This is a genomic window from Streptomyces sp. CB02261, assembly GCF_001905665.1.
In the GTDB taxonomy this organism is placed as follows: Bacteria; Actinomycetota; Actinomycetes; order Streptomycetales; family Streptomycetaceae; genus Streptomyces.
Window position 1 is genome coordinate 59,045 of the sequence record NZ_LIVX01000001.1, and the last position, 18,617, is coordinate 77,661.

15 protein-coding genes and 1 riboswitch are annotated in these 18,617 nt (G+C 74.4%); of the genes, 11 read left to right on the forward strand and 4 right to left on the reverse strand.

Going from position 1 to position 18,617, the window contains the following annotated elements; translation table 11 throughout:
* Positions 1-320: 320 nt before the first annotated feature.
* From AMK29_RS00290 to AMK29_RS00320, 7 genes are all read left to right on the forward strand, one after another.
* Positions 321-1,589: an inorganic phosphate transporter gene (locus tag AMK29_RS00290; RefSeq protein ID WP_073806559.1), complete on the forward strand. Its 1,269-nt coding sequence runs from the start codon at positions 321-323 to the stop codon at positions 1,587-1,589.
* 12 nt (positions 1,590-1,601) lie between these two features.
* Complete coding sequence (locus AMK29_RS00295) at positions 1,602-1,823, forward strand: hypothetical protein (protein ID WP_073806560.1); 222 nt, start codon at positions 1,602-1,604, stop codon at positions 1,821-1,823.
* Positions 1,824-1,941: 118 nt separating this feature from the next.
* Positions 1,942-2,084, forward strand: a riboswitch (cobalamin riboswitch).
* A 31-nt stretch (positions 2,085-2,115) separates the two neighbouring features.
* Entirely contained in the window at positions 2,116-3,090 is a 975-nt protein-coding gene (locus AMK29_RS00300; RefSeq protein ID WP_073806561.1) for a cobalamin biosynthesis protein, read from the forward strand.
* Positions 3,087-4,595: a cobyric acid synthase gene (locus AMK29_RS00305; protein WP_073806562.1), complete on the forward strand. Its 1,509-nt coding sequence runs from the start codon at positions 3,087-3,089 to the stop codon at positions 4,593-4,595. The genes AMK29_RS00300 and AMK29_RS00305 overlap by 4 nt, the downstream gene beginning before the upstream one ends.
* 97 nt (positions 4,596-4,692) lie before the next feature.
* On the forward strand, positions 4,693-6,759 hold the full coding sequence (locus tag AMK29_RS00310; RefSeq protein WP_073806563.1) for a putative cobaltochelatase: 2,067 nt from the start codon (positions 4,693-4,695) through the stop codon (positions 6,757-6,759).
* A complete protein-coding gene (gene cobO, locus AMK29_RS00315) occupies positions 6,759-7,367 on the forward strand; it encodes a cob(I)yrinic acid a,c-diamide adenosyltransferase (protein ID WP_073806564.1) in 609 nt (202 codons plus the stop codon). The genes AMK29_RS00310 and cobO overlap by 1 nt, the downstream gene beginning before the upstream one ends.
* Entirely contained in the window at positions 7,361-8,761 is a 1,401-nt protein-coding gene (locus tag AMK29_RS00320) for a cobyrinate a,c-diamide synthase (RefSeq protein WP_073806565.1), read from the forward strand. Before cobO ends, AMK29_RS00320 begins: the two co-directional genes overlap by 7 nt.
* 2 nt (positions 8,762-8,763) lie before the next feature.
* Here AMK29_RS00320 and AMK29_RS00325 read toward each other — a convergent pair whose 3' ends face one another.
* Positions 8,764-9,492, reverse strand: coding sequence for a ZIP family metal transporter (locus tag AMK29_RS00325; RefSeq protein ID WP_073806566.1), 729 nt, complete (start codon positions 9,490-9,492; stop codon positions 8,764-8,766).
* On the opposite strand from AMK29_RS00325, the gene cobC reads away from it, so the two are divergent.
* Positions 9,409-11,187 carry an Rv2231c family pyridoxal phosphate-dependent protein CobC gene (gene cobC / locus AMK29_RS00330; protein WP_443334041.1) on the forward strand — a complete coding sequence of 593 codons (1,779 nt, stop codon included), beginning with the start codon at positions 9,409-9,411 and terminating at the stop codon, positions 11,185-11,187. The two genes, AMK29_RS00325 and cobC, sit on opposite strands and share 84 nt — an antisense overlap.
* Before the next feature lie 176 nt (positions 11,188-11,363).
* Here cobC and AMK29_RS00335 read toward each other — a convergent pair whose 3' ends face one another.
* Positions 11,364-12,359, reverse strand: a complete 996-nt coding sequence (locus AMK29_RS00335) for an SCO1860 family LAETG-anchored protein (RefSeq protein WP_073806568.1) — start codon at positions 12,357-12,359, stop codon at positions 11,364-11,366.
* Positions 12,360-12,657: 298 nt separating this feature from the next.
* On the reverse strand, positions 12,658-13,377 hold the full coding sequence (locus AMK29_RS00340) for a siderophore-interacting protein (RefSeq protein WP_073808102.1): 720 nt from the start codon (positions 13,375-13,377) through the stop codon (positions 12,658-12,660).
* Positions 13,378-13,446: 69 nt separating this feature from the next.
* Here AMK29_RS00340 and AMK29_RS00345 point away from each other — a divergent pair, with 69 nt between their 5' ends.
* Positions 13,447-15,609 (forward strand): penicillin acylase family protein, encoded by a 2,163-nt coding sequence (locus tag AMK29_RS00345; protein WP_073806569.1) that lies wholly within the window; start codon positions 13,447-13,449, stop codon positions 15,607-15,609.
* Positions 15,606-16,169 carry a GNAT family N-acetyltransferase gene (locus AMK29_RS00350; RefSeq protein ID WP_073806570.1) on the forward strand — a complete coding sequence of 188 codons (564 nt, stop codon included), beginning with the start codon at positions 15,606-15,608 and terminating at the stop codon, positions 16,167-16,169. Before AMK29_RS00345 ends, AMK29_RS00350 begins: the two co-directional genes overlap by 4 nt.
* 10 nt (positions 16,170-16,179) lie before the next feature.
* Here the strand turns inward: AMK29_RS00350 and AMK29_RS00355 are convergent, their stop codons facing one another.
* Entirely contained in the window at positions 16,180-17,265 is a 1,086-nt protein-coding gene (locus AMK29_RS00355; protein ID WP_073806571.1) for an amidohydrolase family protein, read from the reverse strand.
* A 140-nt stretch (positions 17,266-17,405) separates the two neighbouring features.
* Here AMK29_RS00355 and AMK29_RS00360 point away from each other — a divergent pair, with 140 nt between their 5' ends.
* Positions 17,406-18,506, forward strand: a complete 1,101-nt coding sequence (locus AMK29_RS00360) for a pyridoxal-phosphate-dependent aminotransferase family protein (RefSeq protein WP_073808105.1) — start codon at positions 17,406-17,408, stop codon at positions 18,504-18,506.
* Positions 18,507-18,617 lie beyond the last annotated feature (111 nt).

The following is an 18,617-nucleotide window of genomic DNA, read 5'->3' on the forward strand; positions in this document are numbered from 1 at the left end:
CTGGGTGACGCGGGCCCGTACCGCCACTCCGGGGAGTGACATGGGTCTCCTCCGGCGGGTCGCCCGGTCGGGTGGCGCGGTCCAGGGAGCGGAACGGGTGTCCGCGGGAGGAACCGGGGCAGGTCGCAAGTGTCCGGTGAAGGCCCGGATTACCCGGGGTTGCGGGGCGACCGCATCGTGGACAGCTCGTGGGCCGGAACCGTAAACGGAATCCCTCGACACCGGATCGGGACACCACAACGCCCGACCCAGTTCACCTTCCGTTCACTCAGGTTGCTTACGTTCGACCAGCCACTGACGTCAAACGATTGCCTGGGTAAATGGAACACATCACGCTGCTGCTCGCCATTGTGGTCGTGACAGCTCTCGTGTTCGATTTCACGAACGGTTTCCACGACACCGCCAACGCGATGGCCACGACCATCTCGACCGGTGCACTCAAGCCGAAGACGGCGGTGGCCATGTCCGCCGTGCTGAACCTCGTCGGCGCGTTCCTGTCCGTGGAGGTCGCCAAGACGATCTCCGGCGGGATCATCAACGAAGAGGGCATTCGCACAGAAGTGATCTTCGCGGCGCTCGTGGGCGCCATCCTCTGGAACCTGCTGACCTGGCTCCTGGGTCTGCCGTCCAGCTCCTCCCACGCCCTCTTCGGCGGCCTCATCGGCGCCGCGGTCATGTCGGCCGGCTGGTCCGCGGTCAACGGCCCGACCATCGTCACCAAGGTCCTCATCCCCGCGATCGCCGCGCCGGTCGTCGCCGGTCTCGCCGCGATGCTGGCCACCAGGCTGACGTACAAGATCGGTGCGAAGACCGACGAGAAGCACACCGCCAAGGGCTACCGGGTCGGCCAGATCGCCTCCGCCGGTCTCGTCTCCCTCGCCCACGGCACCAACGACGCCCAGAAGACGATGGGCATCATCACCCTGGCGCTGGTCACCCAGGGCGTCGTCGCCCCCGGCTCCAACCCTCCCCTCTGGGTCATCGTCTCCGCCGGCGTCGCGATCGCCCTCGGCACCTACCTCGGTGGCTGGCGCATCATCCGCACCATGGGCAAGGGCCTCACCGACCTCCGGCCGCAGCAGGGCTTCGCCGCCCAGACCAGCGCCGCGACGGTCATCCTGGCCTCCTCGCACCTCGGCTTCTCCCTCTCCACCACCCAGTCCTGCTCGGGTGCCGTGATGGGCGCCGGTCTCGGCCGCAAGGGCGGTGTCGTCCGCTGGTCGACCGCCACCCGGATGTTCGTCGCCTGGGGTCTGACCCTGCCCGCCGCCGGTCTGGTCGGCGCCGGTGCCGAGTTCCTCACCAAGCAGGGCCCCTGGGGCATCGCCGCCGTCGCGGTCCTGCTGGTCGGCGGCTCGGCCGTCATCTGGTCGCTGTCCCGCCGCAAGCCGGTCGACCACAACAACGTCACCGCCGACGACCTCGACGCCGAGCCCGCGGGCGTGGTGACCACCGCCATCGCGGCCGTCACCCCGCCGCCGCCGGCCGGTTCCGTCGCCGCCGTCGCGGACGAGGACCTCAAGACCACCATCCCCGCGCCGGCTCCCACCGATCCGGCCGCTCCCCAGGCCCCCGCCGCAGCGGTGTAAGGAACGAACGACATGAAGATCGACTGGGCAGCCCTCGGCTCCGTCTTCGGAGTCAGCCTCGTGGCGACCGTCGCGCTGGTGGGCCTCTTCACCCTCGGCATCATCGGCCTCTCCAAGCAGGAGCAGGCCGCCGCCCAGGGAGGCTCCGCCACCCTGGCCCGCACCGGCGCCTACGCCTGCTTCGCCCTGTGCCTCGCGGCCGTGGCGTACGGCATCTACCTGATCGTCGTCTGACGGTCGCGCGGTACATCCATCGGACGGGCGGTCCGCACCCTCGGGTGCGGACCGCCCGTCCGTCGTGTCTGTGGTGCTTCGCACAGTGACGCGGTGCAGGTCAAGGGTGAGTTGACGGCTGTTCTCGGGGCGTGGTGGACTGCCGAGGCCAATACGGCGGCAGTAGAGGAAGTCCGGTGCGAATCCGGCGCGGTCCCGCCACTGTGACCGGATCCGAAGGGTCCGGGAGCCAGGAACTCTCGCCGCCGGTCACGTCGATCCAGGGCGCGGACCCTGAGTGAGGACATGCGCCATGCCCGGCCGCAGCAGACCCAGCCGCCTTTTCCCGGACGGATTCGCGTACGGAGCGGCCGCCGGTCTCGCCGTCGACCTGCTCGTCGGAGACCCCCGCCGCGGACATCCCGTCGCCGCGTTCGGCCGGGCGGCCGCCGCGGTCGAACAGCGCCTCCACCACGACCACCGCGGCTGGGGCGCCCTGCACACCGCCGTCTGCGCCGGCTCCACCGCCGCCCTCGGCGCGCTCGCCGCACGGGCCGTACGGAACCGGCCGGCCGCCACCGCCGCGCTGACCGCCGCCTCCGTCTGGGCCGTCGTCGGCGGTACGACCCTGGGCCGGGAGGCCCGCGCGATCGGCGGGGCGCTCGCCGCCGGGGACCTGGACGTGGCCCGGGAGCGGCTGCCGCACCTGTGCGGGCGCGACCCGCAGTCCCTCGACGGACCGGCGATGGCCCGCGCCGTCGTCGAATCGGTCGCCGAGAACACCTCCGACGCCGTGGTCGGCGCCCTCTTCTGGGGCGCGGTCGCGGGCGTACCGGGGCTGCTCGGCTTCCGGGCCGTCAACACCCTGGACGCGATGGTCGGCCACAGGTCGCCCCGGTACCGCCGCTTCGGCTGGGCCTCGGCCCGGCTCGACGACCTCGCCGGCTGGCCCGGCGCCCGGCTGACGGCCGCGCTCGCGACCGTCGCCGGCGGGAACCCGCGCGGCGCCGTCCGGGCCTGGCGCGCGGACGCCTCGAAGCACCCGAGCCCCAACGCCGGTCCGGTGGAGGCGTCCTTCGCGGGCGCGCTCGGCGTACGGCTCGGCGGGACCCTCTCGTACGGCGGGCGGGTCGAGCACCGGCCGGTGCTCAACGGGGAGGGGCGTGCCGTCGAGGTCGCCGACATCGACCGGGCGGTCCGGCTGTCCCGCCGGGTCACCGGACTGACCCTGGCCGCCTGCGCGGGCGGCCGGCTGATCGTGAGCGCGCTGAAGCGGAGGAACGCATGAGGGGTGGGGGGCTGCTCGTCGCCGGGACCACGTCCGACGCCGGCAAGAGCGTCGTGACGGCCGGCATCTGCCGCTGGCTGGTCCGCAAGGGCCTGAAGGTGGCGCCGTTCAAGGGACAGAACATGTCCCTCAACTCCTTCGTGACCCGCGAGGGCGCCGAGATCGGGCGGGCCCAGGCCATGCAGGCGCAGGCCGCCCGCGTCGAGCCGACCGCGCTGATGAACCCGGTGCTGCTCAAGCCCGGCAGCGACCGCTCCAGCCAGGTCGTCCTGATGGGCAAGCCGGTCGGCGAACTGTCCGCGCGCGGCTACCACGGGGGGCGGCAGAAGGAGCTGTTCGAGCCGGTCCTCGCCTGCCTGGAGGAGCTGCGGAGCACGTACGACGCGGTGATCTGCGAGGGCGCGGGCAGCCCGGCCGAGATCAACCTGCGGCGCACGGACATCGTGAACATGGGCATCGCCCGGGCCGCGCGGCTGCCCGTGGTCGTGGTCGGGGACATCGACCGGGGCGGGGTCTTCGCCCAGTTCTTCGGCACGACGGCCCTGCTGGGTCCCGAGGACCAGTCGCTCGTCGCCGGGTACCTCGTGAACAAGTTCCGGGGTGACGTGACCCTGCTCGAACCGGGGCTGGACATGCTCCACGGGCTGACCGGGCGCAGGACCTTCGGCGTCCTGCCGTACGCGCACGGGCTCGGCATCGACGAGGAGGACGGGCTGCGGGTCTCGCTGCGCGGCACCGTCCGCGAGTCGGTCGTGGCGCCGCCGGTCGGCGCGGACGTCCTGCGGGTCGCCGTCTGCGCCGTACCGCTGATGTCCAACTTCACGGACGTCGACGCGCTGGCGGCCGAGCCGGGCGTGGTCGTCCGGTTCGTCGACCGGCCCGAGGAGCTCGTCGACGCCGACCTGGTCGTCGTGCCCGGCACGCGCGGCACGGTGAAGGCGCTGGCGTGGCTGCGGGAGCGGGGCCTGGCCGACGAGCTGGCCCGGCGCGCGGCCGCGGGGCGGCCGGTGCTCGGCATCTGCGGCGGCTTCCAGGTCCTCGGCGAGCACATCGAGGACGAGGTCGAGTCGCGGGCGGGCGCCGTCGACGGGCTCGGACTGCTGCCCGTACGGGTCCGGTTCGCGCGCGAGAAGACGCTGGCGCGGCCGGTCGGCGAGGCCCTCGGGGAGCGCGTGGAGGGCTACGAGATCCACCACGGCGTCGCCTCGGTGGACGGTGGGGAGGCGTTCCTCGACGGGTGCCGGGTCGGCTCCGTGTGGGGCACGCACTGGCACGGGTCCCTGGAGAGCGACGGGTTCCGGCGGGCGTTCCTGCGGGAGGTCGCGGCGGCGTCCGGGCGGCGGTTCGTGCCGGCTCCGGACACGTCGTTCGGCGCGCTGCGGGAGGAGCAGCTCGACCGGCTCGGCGACCTGATCGAGGAACACGCGGACACCGACGCGCTGCTGCGGCTGATCGAGGAGGGCGCCCCGGCGGGGCTGCCGTTCGTGCCGCCAGGTGCGCCGTGAACGGGGGCCGGGGCCGTGCGGGCTCGGCCGTCGTGTGCGTCGCGGGACGGCCGTCCCGTGCGTGGCAGCCGATCGAACTCGAGGAGAGGACCGACCGATGAGCATCCGGTATCCGTTCACCGCCGTCGTCGGCATGGACGATCTGCGGCTCGCGCTGCTGCTGAACGCCGTCAGCCCCGCCGTGGGCGGTGTGCTCGTGCGGGGGGAGAAGGGGACCGCGAAGTCCACCGCCGTCCGGGCGCTCGCCGATCTGCTGCCGGCCGTGCCGGTCGTGCCGGGCTGCCGGTTCAGCTGTGACCCGGGCGCGCCCGACCCCGGCTGCCCCGACGGACCGCACGACGACGGCCCCGGCGCCGAACGGGCCGCGCGGATGGTCGAACTGCCCGTCGGCGCCTCCGAGGACCGGCTCGTCGGCGCGCTCGACATCGAGCGGGCGCTCGCCGAGGGCGTGAAGGCCTTCGAACCGGGCCTCCTCGCCGACGCGCACCGCGGCATCCTGTACGTCGACGAGGTCAACCTGCTCCACGACCACCTCATCGACCTCCTGCTGGACGCCGCCGCCATGGGCTCCTCGTACGTCGAGCGCGAGGGCGTCTCCGTACGGCACGCCGCCCGCTTCCTGCTCGTCGGGACCATGAACCCCGAAGAGGGCGAGCTGCGGCCGCAGTTGCTCGACCGGTTCGGGCTCACGGTGGAGGTCGCCGCGTCGCGCGAGCCCGAGCAGCGGGTCGAGGTCGTCCGGCGGCGGCTCGCCTTCGAGGACGACCCGGCCGCGTTCGCGGCGCGCTGGGCGGACGAGGAGACCGCGCTGCGCGGCCGGATCGCCGCCGCCCGCGACCTGCTGCCGCGGGTGGCGCTCGGGGACGCCGTCCTGCTCCAGATCGCCGCCACCTGCGCCGCCTTCGAGGTGGACGGCATGCGCGCCGACATCGTCATGGCCCGCACCGCGAGCGCGCTCGCCGCGTGGGCGGGACGCACCGACGTCACCTCCGACGACGTGCGGCAGGCCGCGCTGCTCGCCCTCCCCCACCGGCGGCGGCGCTCGCCCTTCGACGCTCCCGGCCTCGACGAGGAGAAGCTCGACGAGACCCTGGAGCGGTTCAAGGGCGAGGAGCCCGACGAGGACCCGGAGCCGGACGGCCCGGGCGACGGCGGGCCCGGGGACGACGGTCCCGGCGGACCGGGTGACGGCGGTCCCGGCGGGGGCATTCCGCCGCAGGGCGAGGGGCCCGCGCCCGAGGACGTCCCGGCCCCCGAGGAGACCCCGGAACCCGCGCCCGCCCCGCAGGGCTCCCACCCGGGAGCCGGCGAGCGCGCCGCGGTCAAGGCCGCCGAGCCCTTCCGTACGAAGGTGCTGAGCGTGCCCGGTCTCGGCGAGGGAGCGGCCGGGCGCCGCTCCCGGGCCCGTACCGAACACGGCCGGACGACCGGGTCCGTACGCCCGCGCGGGGCGCTGACCAAGCTGCACCTGGCCGCGACCGTGCAGGCCGCCGCCCCGCACCAGAAGGCCCGCGGCCGGACCGGCACCGGGCTCGTGGTGCGGCGGGACGACCTGCGGCAGGCGACCCGGGAGGGGCGGGAGGGGAACCTGGTCCTGTTCGCCGTGGACGCCTCCGGTTCGATGGCGGCCCGGCAGCGGATGAGCGCCGTCAAGGGCGCCGTCCTGTCGCTGCTGCTCGACGCCTACCAGCGGCGCGACAAGGTCGGTCTGATCACCTTCCGCGGCCGGGACGCCGAGGTCGCGCTGCCGCCGACCTCGTCCGTCGACGCGGCCGCCGCGCGCCTGGAGAAGCTCCCGACCGGAGGGCGTACCCCGCTCTCGGCCGGGCTCCTCAAGGCCCATGACGTCCTGCGGGTCGAGCGGCTCAGGGACCCCTCGCGGCGCCCGCTGCTCGTCGTCGTGACCGACGGGCGGGCCACCGGCGGCGGCGCCGACCCGGTGGCGCTCGCCGCACGCGCGGCGCGGCTGCACGCCGCCGAGGGCACGGCCTCCGTCGTCGTGGACTGCGAGACCGGACCGGTGCGGCTCGGGCTCGCACGGGAACTCGCCCGCGAACTCGGCGGCACCGCCGTCACCTTGGACGAGCTGCGGGCCGACTCGATCGCCGGCCTCGTCAGGGACGTACAGGGAAACCGGAACACCACTGCCAGGAGGGCCGCCTAATGCCGCAGGGACAGCCGACCGTCGTACCCGACGACGGTCTCACCACCCGCCAGCGCCGCAACCGCGCGCTGGTGATGGTGCACACGGGCGTCGGCAAGGGCAAGTCGACCGCCGCGTTCGGCATGGCGCTGCGCGCCTGGAACCAGGGCTGGCCCGTCGGGGTGTTCCAGTTCGTCAAGTCCGCCAAGTGGAAGGTCGGCGAGGAGAACGCCCTCAAGGCGCTCGGCGAGACCGGCAAGGGCGGCACCGTCACCTGGAACAAGATGGGTGAGGGCTGGTCCTGGATCCAGCGCGAGGTCGCCGAGGGCGAGCAGTCGCACGAGGAGAAGGCCCGCGAGGGCTGGGAGCAGGTCAAGCGGGACCTCGCCGACGAGCGGTACAAGTTCTACGTCCTCGACGAGTTCGCCTACCTCCTGCACTGGGGCTGGATCGACGTCAAGGAGGTCGTGGAGGTGCTGCGCGACCGTCCCGGACAGCAGCACGTCGTCATCACCGGCCGCAACGCGCCGCAGGAGCTCGTCGACTTCGCGGACCTCGTCACCGACATGTCCAAGGTCAAGCACCCGATGGACGCCGGTCAGAAGGGCCAGCGGGGCATCGAGTGGTAGCACGTCTCGTCATCGCCGCGCCGTCGTCGGGCGCGGGCAAGACCACGGTCGCGACCGGCCTGATGGCCGCGTTCGCCGGCCGTGGCCTGGCGGTCTCCCCGCACAAGGTCGGACCGGACTACATCGACCCCGGCTACCACGCCCTGGCGACCGGCCGGCCTGGCCGGAACCTCGACGCGTACATGTGCGGGACGGGGCTGGTCGCGCCGCTCTTCGCGCACGGGGCGCGCGGCTGTGACCTGGCCGTGGTCGAGGGGGTGATGGGCCTGTACGACGGAGCCGCCGACCAGGGTGAACTGGCCTCCACCGCGCAGGTGTCGAAGCTCCTCAAGGCGCCGGTGGTGCTCGTCGTCGACGCCTCGTCGCAGTCGCGGTCGGTGGCGGCGCTCGTGCACGGGTTCGCCTCGTGGGACCCGGAGGTGCGGATCGGGGGCGTGATCCTCAACAAGGTCGCGACGGACCGGCACGAGCACCTGCTGCGGGAGGCACTCGGGGAGTCCGGCGTGCCGGTGCTCGGGGTGCTGCGGCGGGCTCCGGCCGTCGCGACCCCCTCGCGCCACCTCGGGCTCGTACCGGTGGCCGAGCGGCAGGCGGCGGCCGTGTCCGCCGTCGCGGCGCAGGCGGAACAGGTTCTCGCCGGGTGCGACATGGAGGCGCTGCTCGCGCTGGCGCGCAGCGCGCCGGAACTGCACGCCGAGCCGTGGGTGGCCGAGGTCGGGGAGCGGCTGCACGCCTGTGGCTCCGGTGTGCCCACCCGTTCCGCCCCGGCGGAACGCATGCCCAGACCGGTGGTCGCCGTCGCCGGTGGGGCCGCCTTCACGTTCTCCTATGCCGAGCACGCCGAACTGCTCACCGCCGCCGGGGCCGAGGTCGTCACCTTCGATCCGCTCAGGGACGAGGCCCTGCCGGAGGGCACGTCCGGGCTCGTCATAGGCGGCGGGTTCCCCGAGATGTACGGGAGCGAGCTGTCCGCCAACGAGCCCCTGCGCAAGGCCGTCGCCGCGCTCGCCGCCTCCGGGGCGCCCGTCGCCGCCGAGTGCGCCGGGCTGCTGTATCTCGCGCGGTCGCTCGACGGCACCCCCATGTGCGGGGTGCTCGACGCGGAGGCGCGCATGTCGTCGCGCCTGACGCTCGGCTACCGGGACGCCGTCGCCGTGAGCGACAGCGTGCTCGCGCCCGCCGGGGCGCGGATGCGGGGGCACGAGTTCCACCGGACGGTCATCGAGCCGGGCGCCGGGGCGTCGGCCGCGTGGGGGCTGCGGCAGCCGGAGCGGCGGGTGGAGGGCTTCGTCCAGGGGGGTGTGCACGCCAGTTACGTGCACACGCACTGGGCCGGTGCCCCCGAGGTGGCCGCGCGGTTCGTCGGGCGGTGCGCGGGCGGGCCGGTCGCGTGAGGTCAGCCGCCGGAGACTCCCACCACCAGCCAGATGAAGGCCACGCCCGCCACCGTGCACAGCAGGGTGGAGCGGGCGGGGTGCTCGTGGTGGGCCTCCGGCAGGATCTCGGCGGCCGCCAGATAGAGCAGGGCGCCGCCGAAGAAGCCCAGATAGCTGCCGAGAAGTTCCTCCGGAAGGGTGAACAGGAGAGTGGAGGCGGCACCGGCGATCGGGGCGAGGGCGTCCGCGACGAGCATGCCGACGGCCTTGCGGCGGGCGTTCCCGTAGAGGCTCGTGATGGTGAAGGTGTTGAAGCCGTCGGCGAAGTCGTGGGTGATGACGGCGACGGCGACGGTGGCGCCCATCCCGCCGCCGACCTGGAAGGCGGCGCCGAGGGCGATGCCGTCCATGAGGCTGTGCAGGACCATCGCGGCGGCCGCGGTGAGCCCGACCTGCGGGACCCTCTCGTCGGCGCCGACCCCGTGTGCCGCACGGCGGACGGCGAGCAGGCGCTCCACGACATGGGCGAAGAGGAAGCCGCCGACGAAGAGCAGCAGGGCCTCCGGGACGCCGAACACCTCGGTGCCCGCGGCCTCCAGTGCCTCCGGCAGCAGGTCGAGTCCGACGACGCCGAGCATGAGTCCGCCGGCGAGACCGAGGACGAGGTGGCGCCGGTCGGTGACGCGCCCTGCGACCCAGCCGCCGAAGAGCGTCATGAGGAACGCGCCGAGCGCGACGACCACTGCCATGGGCCTTTGGTACCGGATCGGGGGCCGTCCGCGCACCTCGGTGTCGGGGCAAGGCCGGGGACCCCGGTGGACGAGGTGCTCGCCCTGGCCGACGCGGTGCTGCGGGAGGCGGGCCTGACGCGCGCCGACGTCCGGTCGCTGGCCACGCTCGACGCCCGTGCGCCGGAACCGGGTCTCGCGGGGGCGGCGGCGCTTCTCGGCGTGCCGGTGCGGGGGTTCGCGGCCGAGGAGCTGGCGGCCGTCTCCGTACCGCATCCCTCGGCGCTGCCGCTGGCGGCGACGGGCACGGCGTCGGTGGCGGAGGCGGCGGCACTGCTGGCGGCGGCGGAGGCCGCGCTGCTTGTGGCGGAGGCGGCGGCGCTGCCGGCGGCGGAGGAGGCCGCGCTGCTTGTGCCGGCGACGGAGGAGGCGCTGCCGGCGGCGGCGGACGGGGCCACGCGGGCGCGTGCGGAGAGGGCCGTCCTGCTCGTCCCCAAGCGGAAATCCCCGCGCGTAACGTGCGCCCTCGCCGCTTCCGTCCCGTTTCGTCCGAACGAAGACGCCCCAGGCGTACGGTTGTTGCCCCTGGCGCACGGGTACATCGCAGGCGAGCCCGGCTCACCCCCCACCATCCCCACCCCCCACACGACGGCGGCCATGGACATGCATACGCATACCGACGCCCACGACCTGCGCCACCACGGTGACGCCGAGGTCAGGGACGACAAGCTCATCGATCTGGCGGTCAACGTCCGGACGAACACCCCACCCGACTGGTTGCGCGAGCGCATCACCGACTCCCTGACCGGGCTCGCGGCCTACCCCGACGGCCGGGCCGCGCGGGCGGCGGTCGCCGAGCGGCACGACCTGCCCTCGAACCGGGTGCTGCTCACGGCCGGCGCGGCGGAGGCCTTCGTGCTGCTCGCGCGGGCGCTGCCGGTCCGCAGACCCGTGGTGGTGCATCCGCAGTTCACCGAGCCGGAGGCGGCGCTGCGTGACGTCGGCCACGAGGTGGGCCGGGTGCTGCTGCGCGAGGAGGACGGCTTCCTGCTGGACCCGGCGGCGGTCCCGGAGGACGCGGACCTGGTGGTGATCGGGAACCCCACGAACCCGACGTCCGTGCTGCACCCCGCCGCGTCGATCGCCGCGCTCGCCCGGCCGGGGCGGATCCTGGTGGTGGACGAGGCGTTCATGGACGCGGTGCCGGGCGAGCGCGAGTCGCTGGCCGGACGGACCGACGTGCCGGGGCTCGTGGTGCTGCGCAGCCTCACCAAGACCTGGGGGCTCGCCGGGCTGCGGATCGGGTACGTGCTGGCCGAACCGGACACGGTCGCGGCCCTGGAGCGGGCGCAGCCGCTGTGGCCGGTGTCGACGCCGGCCCTGGTGGCAGCGGAGGCGTGCATGTCGCGGGTGGCGCTGGCGGAGGCCGAGCACGCGGCGCACCGGATCGGGGTGGAGCGGGCCCATCTGCTGGCCGGTCTCGCGGAGTTCGACGAGGTGCGGACGGTGGAGGGCTCGGAGGGCCCGTTCGTGCTGCTCCGGATCGACGGGGCGGACGTGGTGCGGGAGCGGCTGCGGTCGCTCGGCTTCGCGGCCCGCCGGGGTGACACGTTCCCGGGGCTGGACCGGAACTGGCTGCGGCTCGCGGTGCGGGAGCGGGCGACGACGAACCGCTTCCTGCAGGCCCTCGACCAGGCCCTGTTGATGGGCTGCTGACAGCGGACGCGGGTCCGGGGAGGGCGACGTCGTCACCGTCGCCCTCCCCGGCCCCCCGGTCCCCTCTCGTTCCCCCGCGTTCCCTCTGCTTTCCCCCGCTTTCCCCTGGGTGCCCTTACGGGGCCCCGTCCCCTTCTCGGCTCCCCCCGGAGCCTCGGGCCGTCCCCCTCGGGCCGTCAGCCCCGGGAGCGGGCGCGCGAGCGGGTCAGCGCGAGGGCGCCGCCGCCGGCCACGACGAGGGCGATCGCTCCGGCCGCGATGTACGGGGTGGTGGAGCTGCCGCCGGTCTCGGCGAGGTTCTCGGTGGGCGTGGTGCCACCGTTGTTCGTCTTGATGCCGCCGGCGTCGCTCGGCTTGACCGAGGGCTGCTGCGTGGGCTGCTCGCTGGGCTTCTGGGTGGGCCGCTCCGTCGGCTTCCCGGTCGGCTTCTCCGTGGGCTTCTCGGTCGGGGCCGTGCCCTTGGGCGTCTCACAGGTCGCCTCGGCGAGCGTCACGGTGCCGTTGACCGCGGCGACGCCGAGCTTCAGCGGGTCGACCTCCACCGTGAGTTCGAGGGCCGTCGCCGCGGCGGTGCGGGAGGTCGTGGAGGTACGGGAGAGGTCCAGGGTGACCTGACCGATCTCGGGCACGGTGACCTGGGTCCGGCCGCCCGTGGACAGGGTGGTCTTCTTGCCGAAGACCGTCACATGCCCGAGGACGTTGGACTCGGCGACCGGCCGCTCGCCCACCTCGCAGAGCGCCTTGGACGTGACCTTCTCGACCTCGATGAGGGAGAGCAGCGGGATGCCGGGGACGTGCACCTGCGCCTTGACGATGTTGACGTACCCCTCGGCCTTCTTCTCGTCGACGGTGGCCTTCGAGGTGGCCACGTCCGCGGCGAGGATGTCGATCGGTTCGCCGCCCTCGGCCCCCTGCACCTTCACGGTGAGCGCGGTCTCGGTCTCCGTCTCCGGCGCCTTGACCTCGTTGAGGGAGGTACGCAGGGGCACATGGACCGCCTTGCCGAGGAGGGAGACATCGAGGCCGGTCCGCAGGACGACGGCGGTGGCACGCCCTTCGTCGCCCGTGGCGTGCGCCGCCGGAGCCGCCAGGAGCGCGGGGCCGACGGTCAGGGCGGCGACGGTCGCGGCGGCGGTACGGCGTACGGGCATGCGGAAGGTGTTGCTGTTCAAGGTGGTGGAACCCCCACAAGAGACATGGCGTCGCCGGCCGCTCACCACGGGGACGGTGGGTCGGCGCGGCCTCGGCGACTTGAGACACCGGAATCCTTACGCACGGAGAGTGAACCGGCAGTCGCCTGGCGTGAGTTCACTCCAAAGGGGGGTTTCCGTGTTCGTTTTCGATTTTTTTCGACACAACCGTTCACGCGCGCCCCGCGTCTCTCGCACGAGCGGGCGGGAGCGGGGGCGCGCGGGAAGGGTGAGAACGATCCGCGCTCGGCCGAGGTAACGGATCGTCAACGCGGTGCGCTCAGTCGGCGCGCCAGTACCCGAGCGCGTGGACGCGCTCCTTGGGCAGGGCGAGCTCCTTGCGCGCGTACGTGGCGAGGGTGCGGGTGGTCGCGGTGTCGCAGGCGATCCAGACGTACGAGGCGGGGTCGGCGAGCGCCGGCAACTCGGCCTTCACCCGGGCGACGAGGTCGGCGCCGCCGTCCCGGCGCGGCACCCGGCGCAGTTCGTGCCGTGCGGGGTCGAGCCGGAACGGCAGGTCCTCGTCCGAGGCGTTCTGGGTCTCGAACCAGATGGTGGCCGGGACGTCCGGCAGCGCGTCGAGCAGGGAGTTGACCGCGGGCAGGGAGGCCGGGTCGCCGACCACGAGCAGCCGCGCGGGGGCCGGGTCGGGGGCCTCGAAGCCGGTGCCCTGGAGGGTCGCGTCCACCGTGTCGCCGGGGGCGCAGCGGCGGGCCCAGTGGCTGGCGACGCCGTCGTGCAGGGCGAACTCCAGGCTGAACGTACCGGCCTCCACGTCGGGGTCGACCAGCGTGTAGGCGCGCTGGTGCGGCTTGCCCGCGTTGTCGAACCAGATCCGTACCCACATCGTCGGGTGGACCCCGGCGGCGGCGAGCAGCCCGCCGTCCGTGAAGTGCACCCGGCGGTAGTCCTCCGTGACCTGCTCGGCGCCCGTCACGGTGAACGTGAAGTCCTTGCCGCGCATCAGCTTGAGAACGGCACCCTGCCAACCGTGACCCACCGCGATCCCCACCCCTGAACTCCTGTAGATTAATTTAGGTCAGCCTAACCTAAGAAACTCTCAACGGACATGGACGGGATCGGGGTCTCCGTGAGCATCGAGGTCTACCGGGACGCCTGGGGCGTCCCCCATCTGCGCGCCGCGGACCCGGACGAACTCGCCTTCGCCCAAGGCCGGGTCACCGCCCGCGACCGGGCCTGGCAGCTGGAGGTCGAACGGCACCGGGCCCAGGGCACCACGGCCGCCTTCCTCGGCGCCGCCGAACTCGGCTGGGACACCTTCGCCCGCCGCTCCCGGCTCGCCGACACCGCCCGCCGCTGCTTCGAGCGGCTGGAACGCGACGACGCACCGACCGCCGCGTGGGTACGCGCGTACGTGGCCGGGGTCAACGACGCTCTGGCGGAAGGCGCGCGACGCGCACCCGAGTTCGACGAGACCGGCCTCGCGCCCGGACGGTGGGAACCGTGGACCCCGCTCGCGGTCTGGCTCTCGACCCACATCCTGTTCGCCGGCTTCCCCACCAAACTGTGGCGCGAGGAGGTCGCCGGCCGGCTCGGCGAGGAGTGGACGGAGCTCTTCGCGACCGACGGACCCGGTACCGCCGGCTCCAACGGCTGGATGGTCGCGGGCGAGCGCACCACGAGCGGGGCGGCCCTGATCGCCGGCGACCCGCACCGGTTCATCGAGGCGCCCGGCGTCTACCAGCAGATCCGGCTCGCCTGCGACGCGTACGACGTCGTCGGCATCGCCGTCCCCGGCATCCCGGGCCTCGCCCACTTCGGCCACGCCGGTCCGGTGGCGTGGGCGATCACCAACGCCATGGCGGACTACCAGGACCTCTACCGCGAGCGGCTGCGGCGCCTCCCGGACGGAGGGGTGGAGGCGTACGGCCCCGAGGGATGGCGCCCGGCGGCGGCGCACACCGAGACGATCGAGGTGGCGGGCGGGGAGCCGGTCGTCGTCGAGGTGGTCGAGACGGAACGGGGCCCGGTGATCATCGGGCTCGACGACGGCGCCGGGGACGGCTCCTCCGCGTGGGAGGCCGTCAGCCTCCGGTACCCGCCCCGCGTCACCGGTGAGCTCGGCTTCGGCGGGCTGCCCGCGCTGTTGCGCGCCCGGACCGTCGCCGACGTCGACGCCGCCCTCGACGGCTGGGTCGAGCCGGTGAACGTCGTCCTGGCCGCCGACACCCGGGGCGGGCTGCTGCACCGGGTCGCGGGCCACGTCCCCGTACGGGCCCGGGCCAACTCCCTGCGGATCGTGCCCGCCTGGGACCCGGCGCACGCCTGGGAGGCCGCTCCGGCGCCGCTGCCCCGGGCCGAGGTGCGGGGCCACGCCGTGATGGCCAACGCCCGGGGCCTGGCCGCGCCCCTGGGCGTCGAGTTCGCCCCGCCGCACCGGGCGGCCCGTATCGACGCGCTGCTCGGCGCCTCGGCCGACTGGACCCCGGAGACCACGACCGCCGTCCACCGGGACACCGACAACGCCTCCGCCGCCCGCCTCCTCGCCGCCGTGGCGCGGGCGGGCGGGGCGGAGGCGGACGACGCGGGAGCGGACGACGCCGCGACGGGCGGCACCGGCGCGGGCGCCCGGCTCTCCCCCGGCGCTGCCGCCGTGCGGGACCGGCTGCTCGCCTGGGACCGGCGGATGGACGCGGACAGCACCGACGCCGGTCTGTACGCCGCCGTGCGCGGCGCCGTGGTGCGCCGACTCGCCGCCCACGAGGCCTTCGCGGCGCTGCGCGAACCCGCCCCGTACCCCGAGGTGTTCCGGCCCTGGCTCGCCCTCGGGCCGCGCGTCGCGTACGCCCTGGAGACCCTGCTCGTGGCCGGGCCCGTGCCCGCCGGGGACGTCGACCGGATCGTCCGGGAGGCGCTCGACGAGGTCGGCGCCGGCGAACCGCCCGCCGCCTGGGGTGTGACGCACCGCCTCGCGCCCTGGCAGGCGCTGCCCGACCCCGACGACGCCCAGTGGCCGGGGCTCGGCGGCGACCACGACTGCGTCCTCTCCTCGTCCAGCGTGCCCGGGTGGACCGACCGCAGCGCCCGCGCCTCCGCCGCGCGGTACGTCTGGGACCTCGCCGACCGCGAGCGCAGTGGCTGGATCGTGCCGTTCGGCGCGTCCGGCGTCCCCGGCGACCCGCACCACCGCGACCAACTCCCCCTGTGGCTGCGGGGCGACCTCGCCCCCGTCACCACCGACTGGCAGTACCTCACCAAGGAGCAGGGATGACCACCCCCGTATACGTCCACCGCGTCGAGGGCTTCGGCACCGTCACGGTCCGGCCCGTCGAGCCCGAGGGCGACGCCCCGCTCCTGCACGGCTGGGTCAACGAGGAGCGGGCCGCCTTCTGGGGCATGGTCGGCACCACCGTCGAGCAGGTCCGGGACATCTACGCCCACCTCGACTCGCTCACCACCCACCACGGCTTCCTCGTCAGCCTGGACGACGAGCCGGTCGCGCTCCTCCAGACCTACGAACCCGCCGCCGACCGCGTGAGCGAGTGCTACGAGGCGCTGCCGGGGGACATCGGCGTGCACCTGCTGGTCGCCCCAGGCACCGCCCCGCAGCCCGGCTGGACGGGCCGCCTGCTCACCGCGCTCGTCGCCTTCGCGCTGCGGGACCACGACCGGGTCGTGGTGGACCCGGACGCGGCCAACGAGAAGGCGATCACCCGCATGGTGCGGGCCGGGTTCGAGCTGGGCCCCGAGGTCGTCCTGCCCGAGGTGGACCTGCCGGAGGTCTTCATCCCGGAGAAGAAGGCGCGGCTCGCGTTCCTGACCCGGCGCTGACCCGCTCCCGTCAGCCCACCACCCGGCCGTCGACGACGACCCGGCGCGGCGCCGCGAGGACGCGGACGTCCGCGCGCGGGTCCTCGCCGTAGACCACCAGGTCGGCCGGGGCGCCCTCCTCCAGGGAGGGGCGGCCGAGCCAGGCCCTGGCCCCCCAGGCGGTGGCGGCGAGCGCGTCGATCGGCGGGATGCCCGCCCGGGTCAGCTCCTCGACCTCCTCGGCGACGAGCCCGTGGGCGAGGGAGCCGCCCGCGTCGGTGCCCACGAAGACCGGGACGCCCGCGTCGAAGGCGGCGCGCACGGTGTCGTACCGGCGCTCGTGCAGCCGGCGCATATGGGCCGACCAGCGGGGGAACTTCTCCTGGCCGCCGTCGGCGAGGTGCGGGAAGGTCGCGATGTTGACCAGGGTCGGCACGATCGCGACGCCCCGCTCGGCGAAGAGCGGGATCGTGTCCTCGGTGAGCCCGGTGGCGTGCTCGACGCAGTCGATCCCGGCCTCGACGAGGTCGCGGAGCGAGTCCTCAGCGAAGCAGTGCGCGGTGACGCGGGCGCCGAGCCGGTGCGCCTCCGCGATGGCGGCCTCGACCTCGGCGCGCGGCCAGCAGGCGGTGAGGTCGCCCACCTCGCGGTCGATCCAGTCGCCGACGAGCTTGACCCAGCCGTCCCCGCGCCGGGCCTCGCGGCCGACGTAGGCCACGAGGTCGGCGGGCTCGATCTCATGGGCGTAGTTACGGATGTAGCGGCGGGTGCGGGCGATGTGCCGACCCGCACGGATGATCTTCGGCAGGTCCTCGCGCTCGTCGATCCAGCGGGTGTCGGAGGGCGAGCCCGCGTCCCGGATGAGCAGGGTGCCCGCGTCCCGGTCGGCGAGGGCCTGCTTCTCGCTGGTGGCCTCGTCGACGGGGCCGTGCCGGTCGAGGCCGACGTGGCAGTGGGCGTCGACGAGTCCGGGCAGCACCCAGCCCTCGACGGTGACCGTCTCGGCGGCGGGCCGGTCGAAGGTGATCCGCCCGTCGACGCACCACAGTTCGTCCCGTACGTCCTCGGGGCCGACGAGCACCCGTCCCTTCACGTGCAGCACCGCGTGATCGCTCATGCCTGCACTGTACGAGGGGCGGATGCCCGGCGGGGAGCCCGGGCCGGAGGCTTCCTGGCGGCTGCGGCCGGGGGTGCCTCGGTACCCTGAGCGGGAGCCCACCCGCACCGCACCGAGTCGAAGAAGGCACCACCGTGACCGTGACACATCCGCTCCTGGACCTGGCCCCGCTGACCGCCGCGCACTTCGCGTCGATCGAGCGGCGGGTGGCCGCGCTGCTCTCCACGGAGCAGGACGTGGTGATCACCCAGGGCGAGGCGCTGCTGCCCCTGGAGGGGTGCATCCGCAGCGGGGCGCGGGCCGGTTCGACCGCCCTGAACGTCGTCACCGGTCCGTACGGGCAGACCTTCGGCAACTGGCTGCGGGACTGCGGCGCGACCGTCGTCGACCTGGAGGTGCCGTTCCACACGGCCGTGACGGCGGAGCAGGTGGAGCGGGCGCTCGCCGAGCACCCGGAGATCGACTTCGTGTCCCTGGTGCACGCGGAGGCGGCGACCGGCAACACCAACCCGGTGGCGGAGATCGGTGAGGTCGTACGGGCGCACGGCGCGCTGTTCTACCTGGACGCGGTGGCGTCGATCGGCGCCGAGCCCGTGCTGCCGGACGCGTGGGGCGTGGACATGTGCATCATCGGCGCGCAGAAGGCGATGGGCGGGCCCGCGGGTGTGTCGGCGGTGTCGGTGAGCGCGCGGGCCTGGGAGCGGTTCGCCGCCAACCCGGCGGCGCCGCGCCGCTCGTACCTGTCCCTCCTCGACTGGAAGGAGCGGTGGATCGACGGTGGCCGGAAGGCGTTGCTCCACGCTCCCGCGCAGCTGGAGATGCTGGCCCTGGAGGCGTGTGTGGAGCGGATCGAGGCGGAGGGCCTGGACGCCCTGATGGCGCGGCACGCCTCGGCGGCGGCGGCCACCCGGGCGGGCGCGCTGGCGCTCGGCGGCGGTCTCGCACCGTATGTGTACGAGGCGAAGGACGCGGCTCCGGTCGCGACCACGCTGCGGACGCCGGCCGGCGTGGACGCCTCCGAGCTCGTGGCGAAGGCGCTGGCCGCCGATCCGTCGCTGCCGCTGATCGCGGGCGGCGGGGCGCTCGCCGGGGAGATGATCCGGGTCAACCACTACGGGGTGGACGCGACGCCGGGCGCCGTGCAGTCCTCGCTGGCCGCCCTGGGCGCGGCGCTCGGCGAGACGGGCCGCGCGGTGGACCTGGAGGGCGCGCGCAGGGCGGTCACGGAGGCGTGGGCCTGACCTGCGGTACGGAAAGGGGCGGGGGTCCGGCGTTCGGAGCCCCGCCTGTTCGCCGCGCGGAGGTCCGGCGTTCGGAGCCCTGCGCCCCTTCGCCGCGCGGGGGTCCGGGTC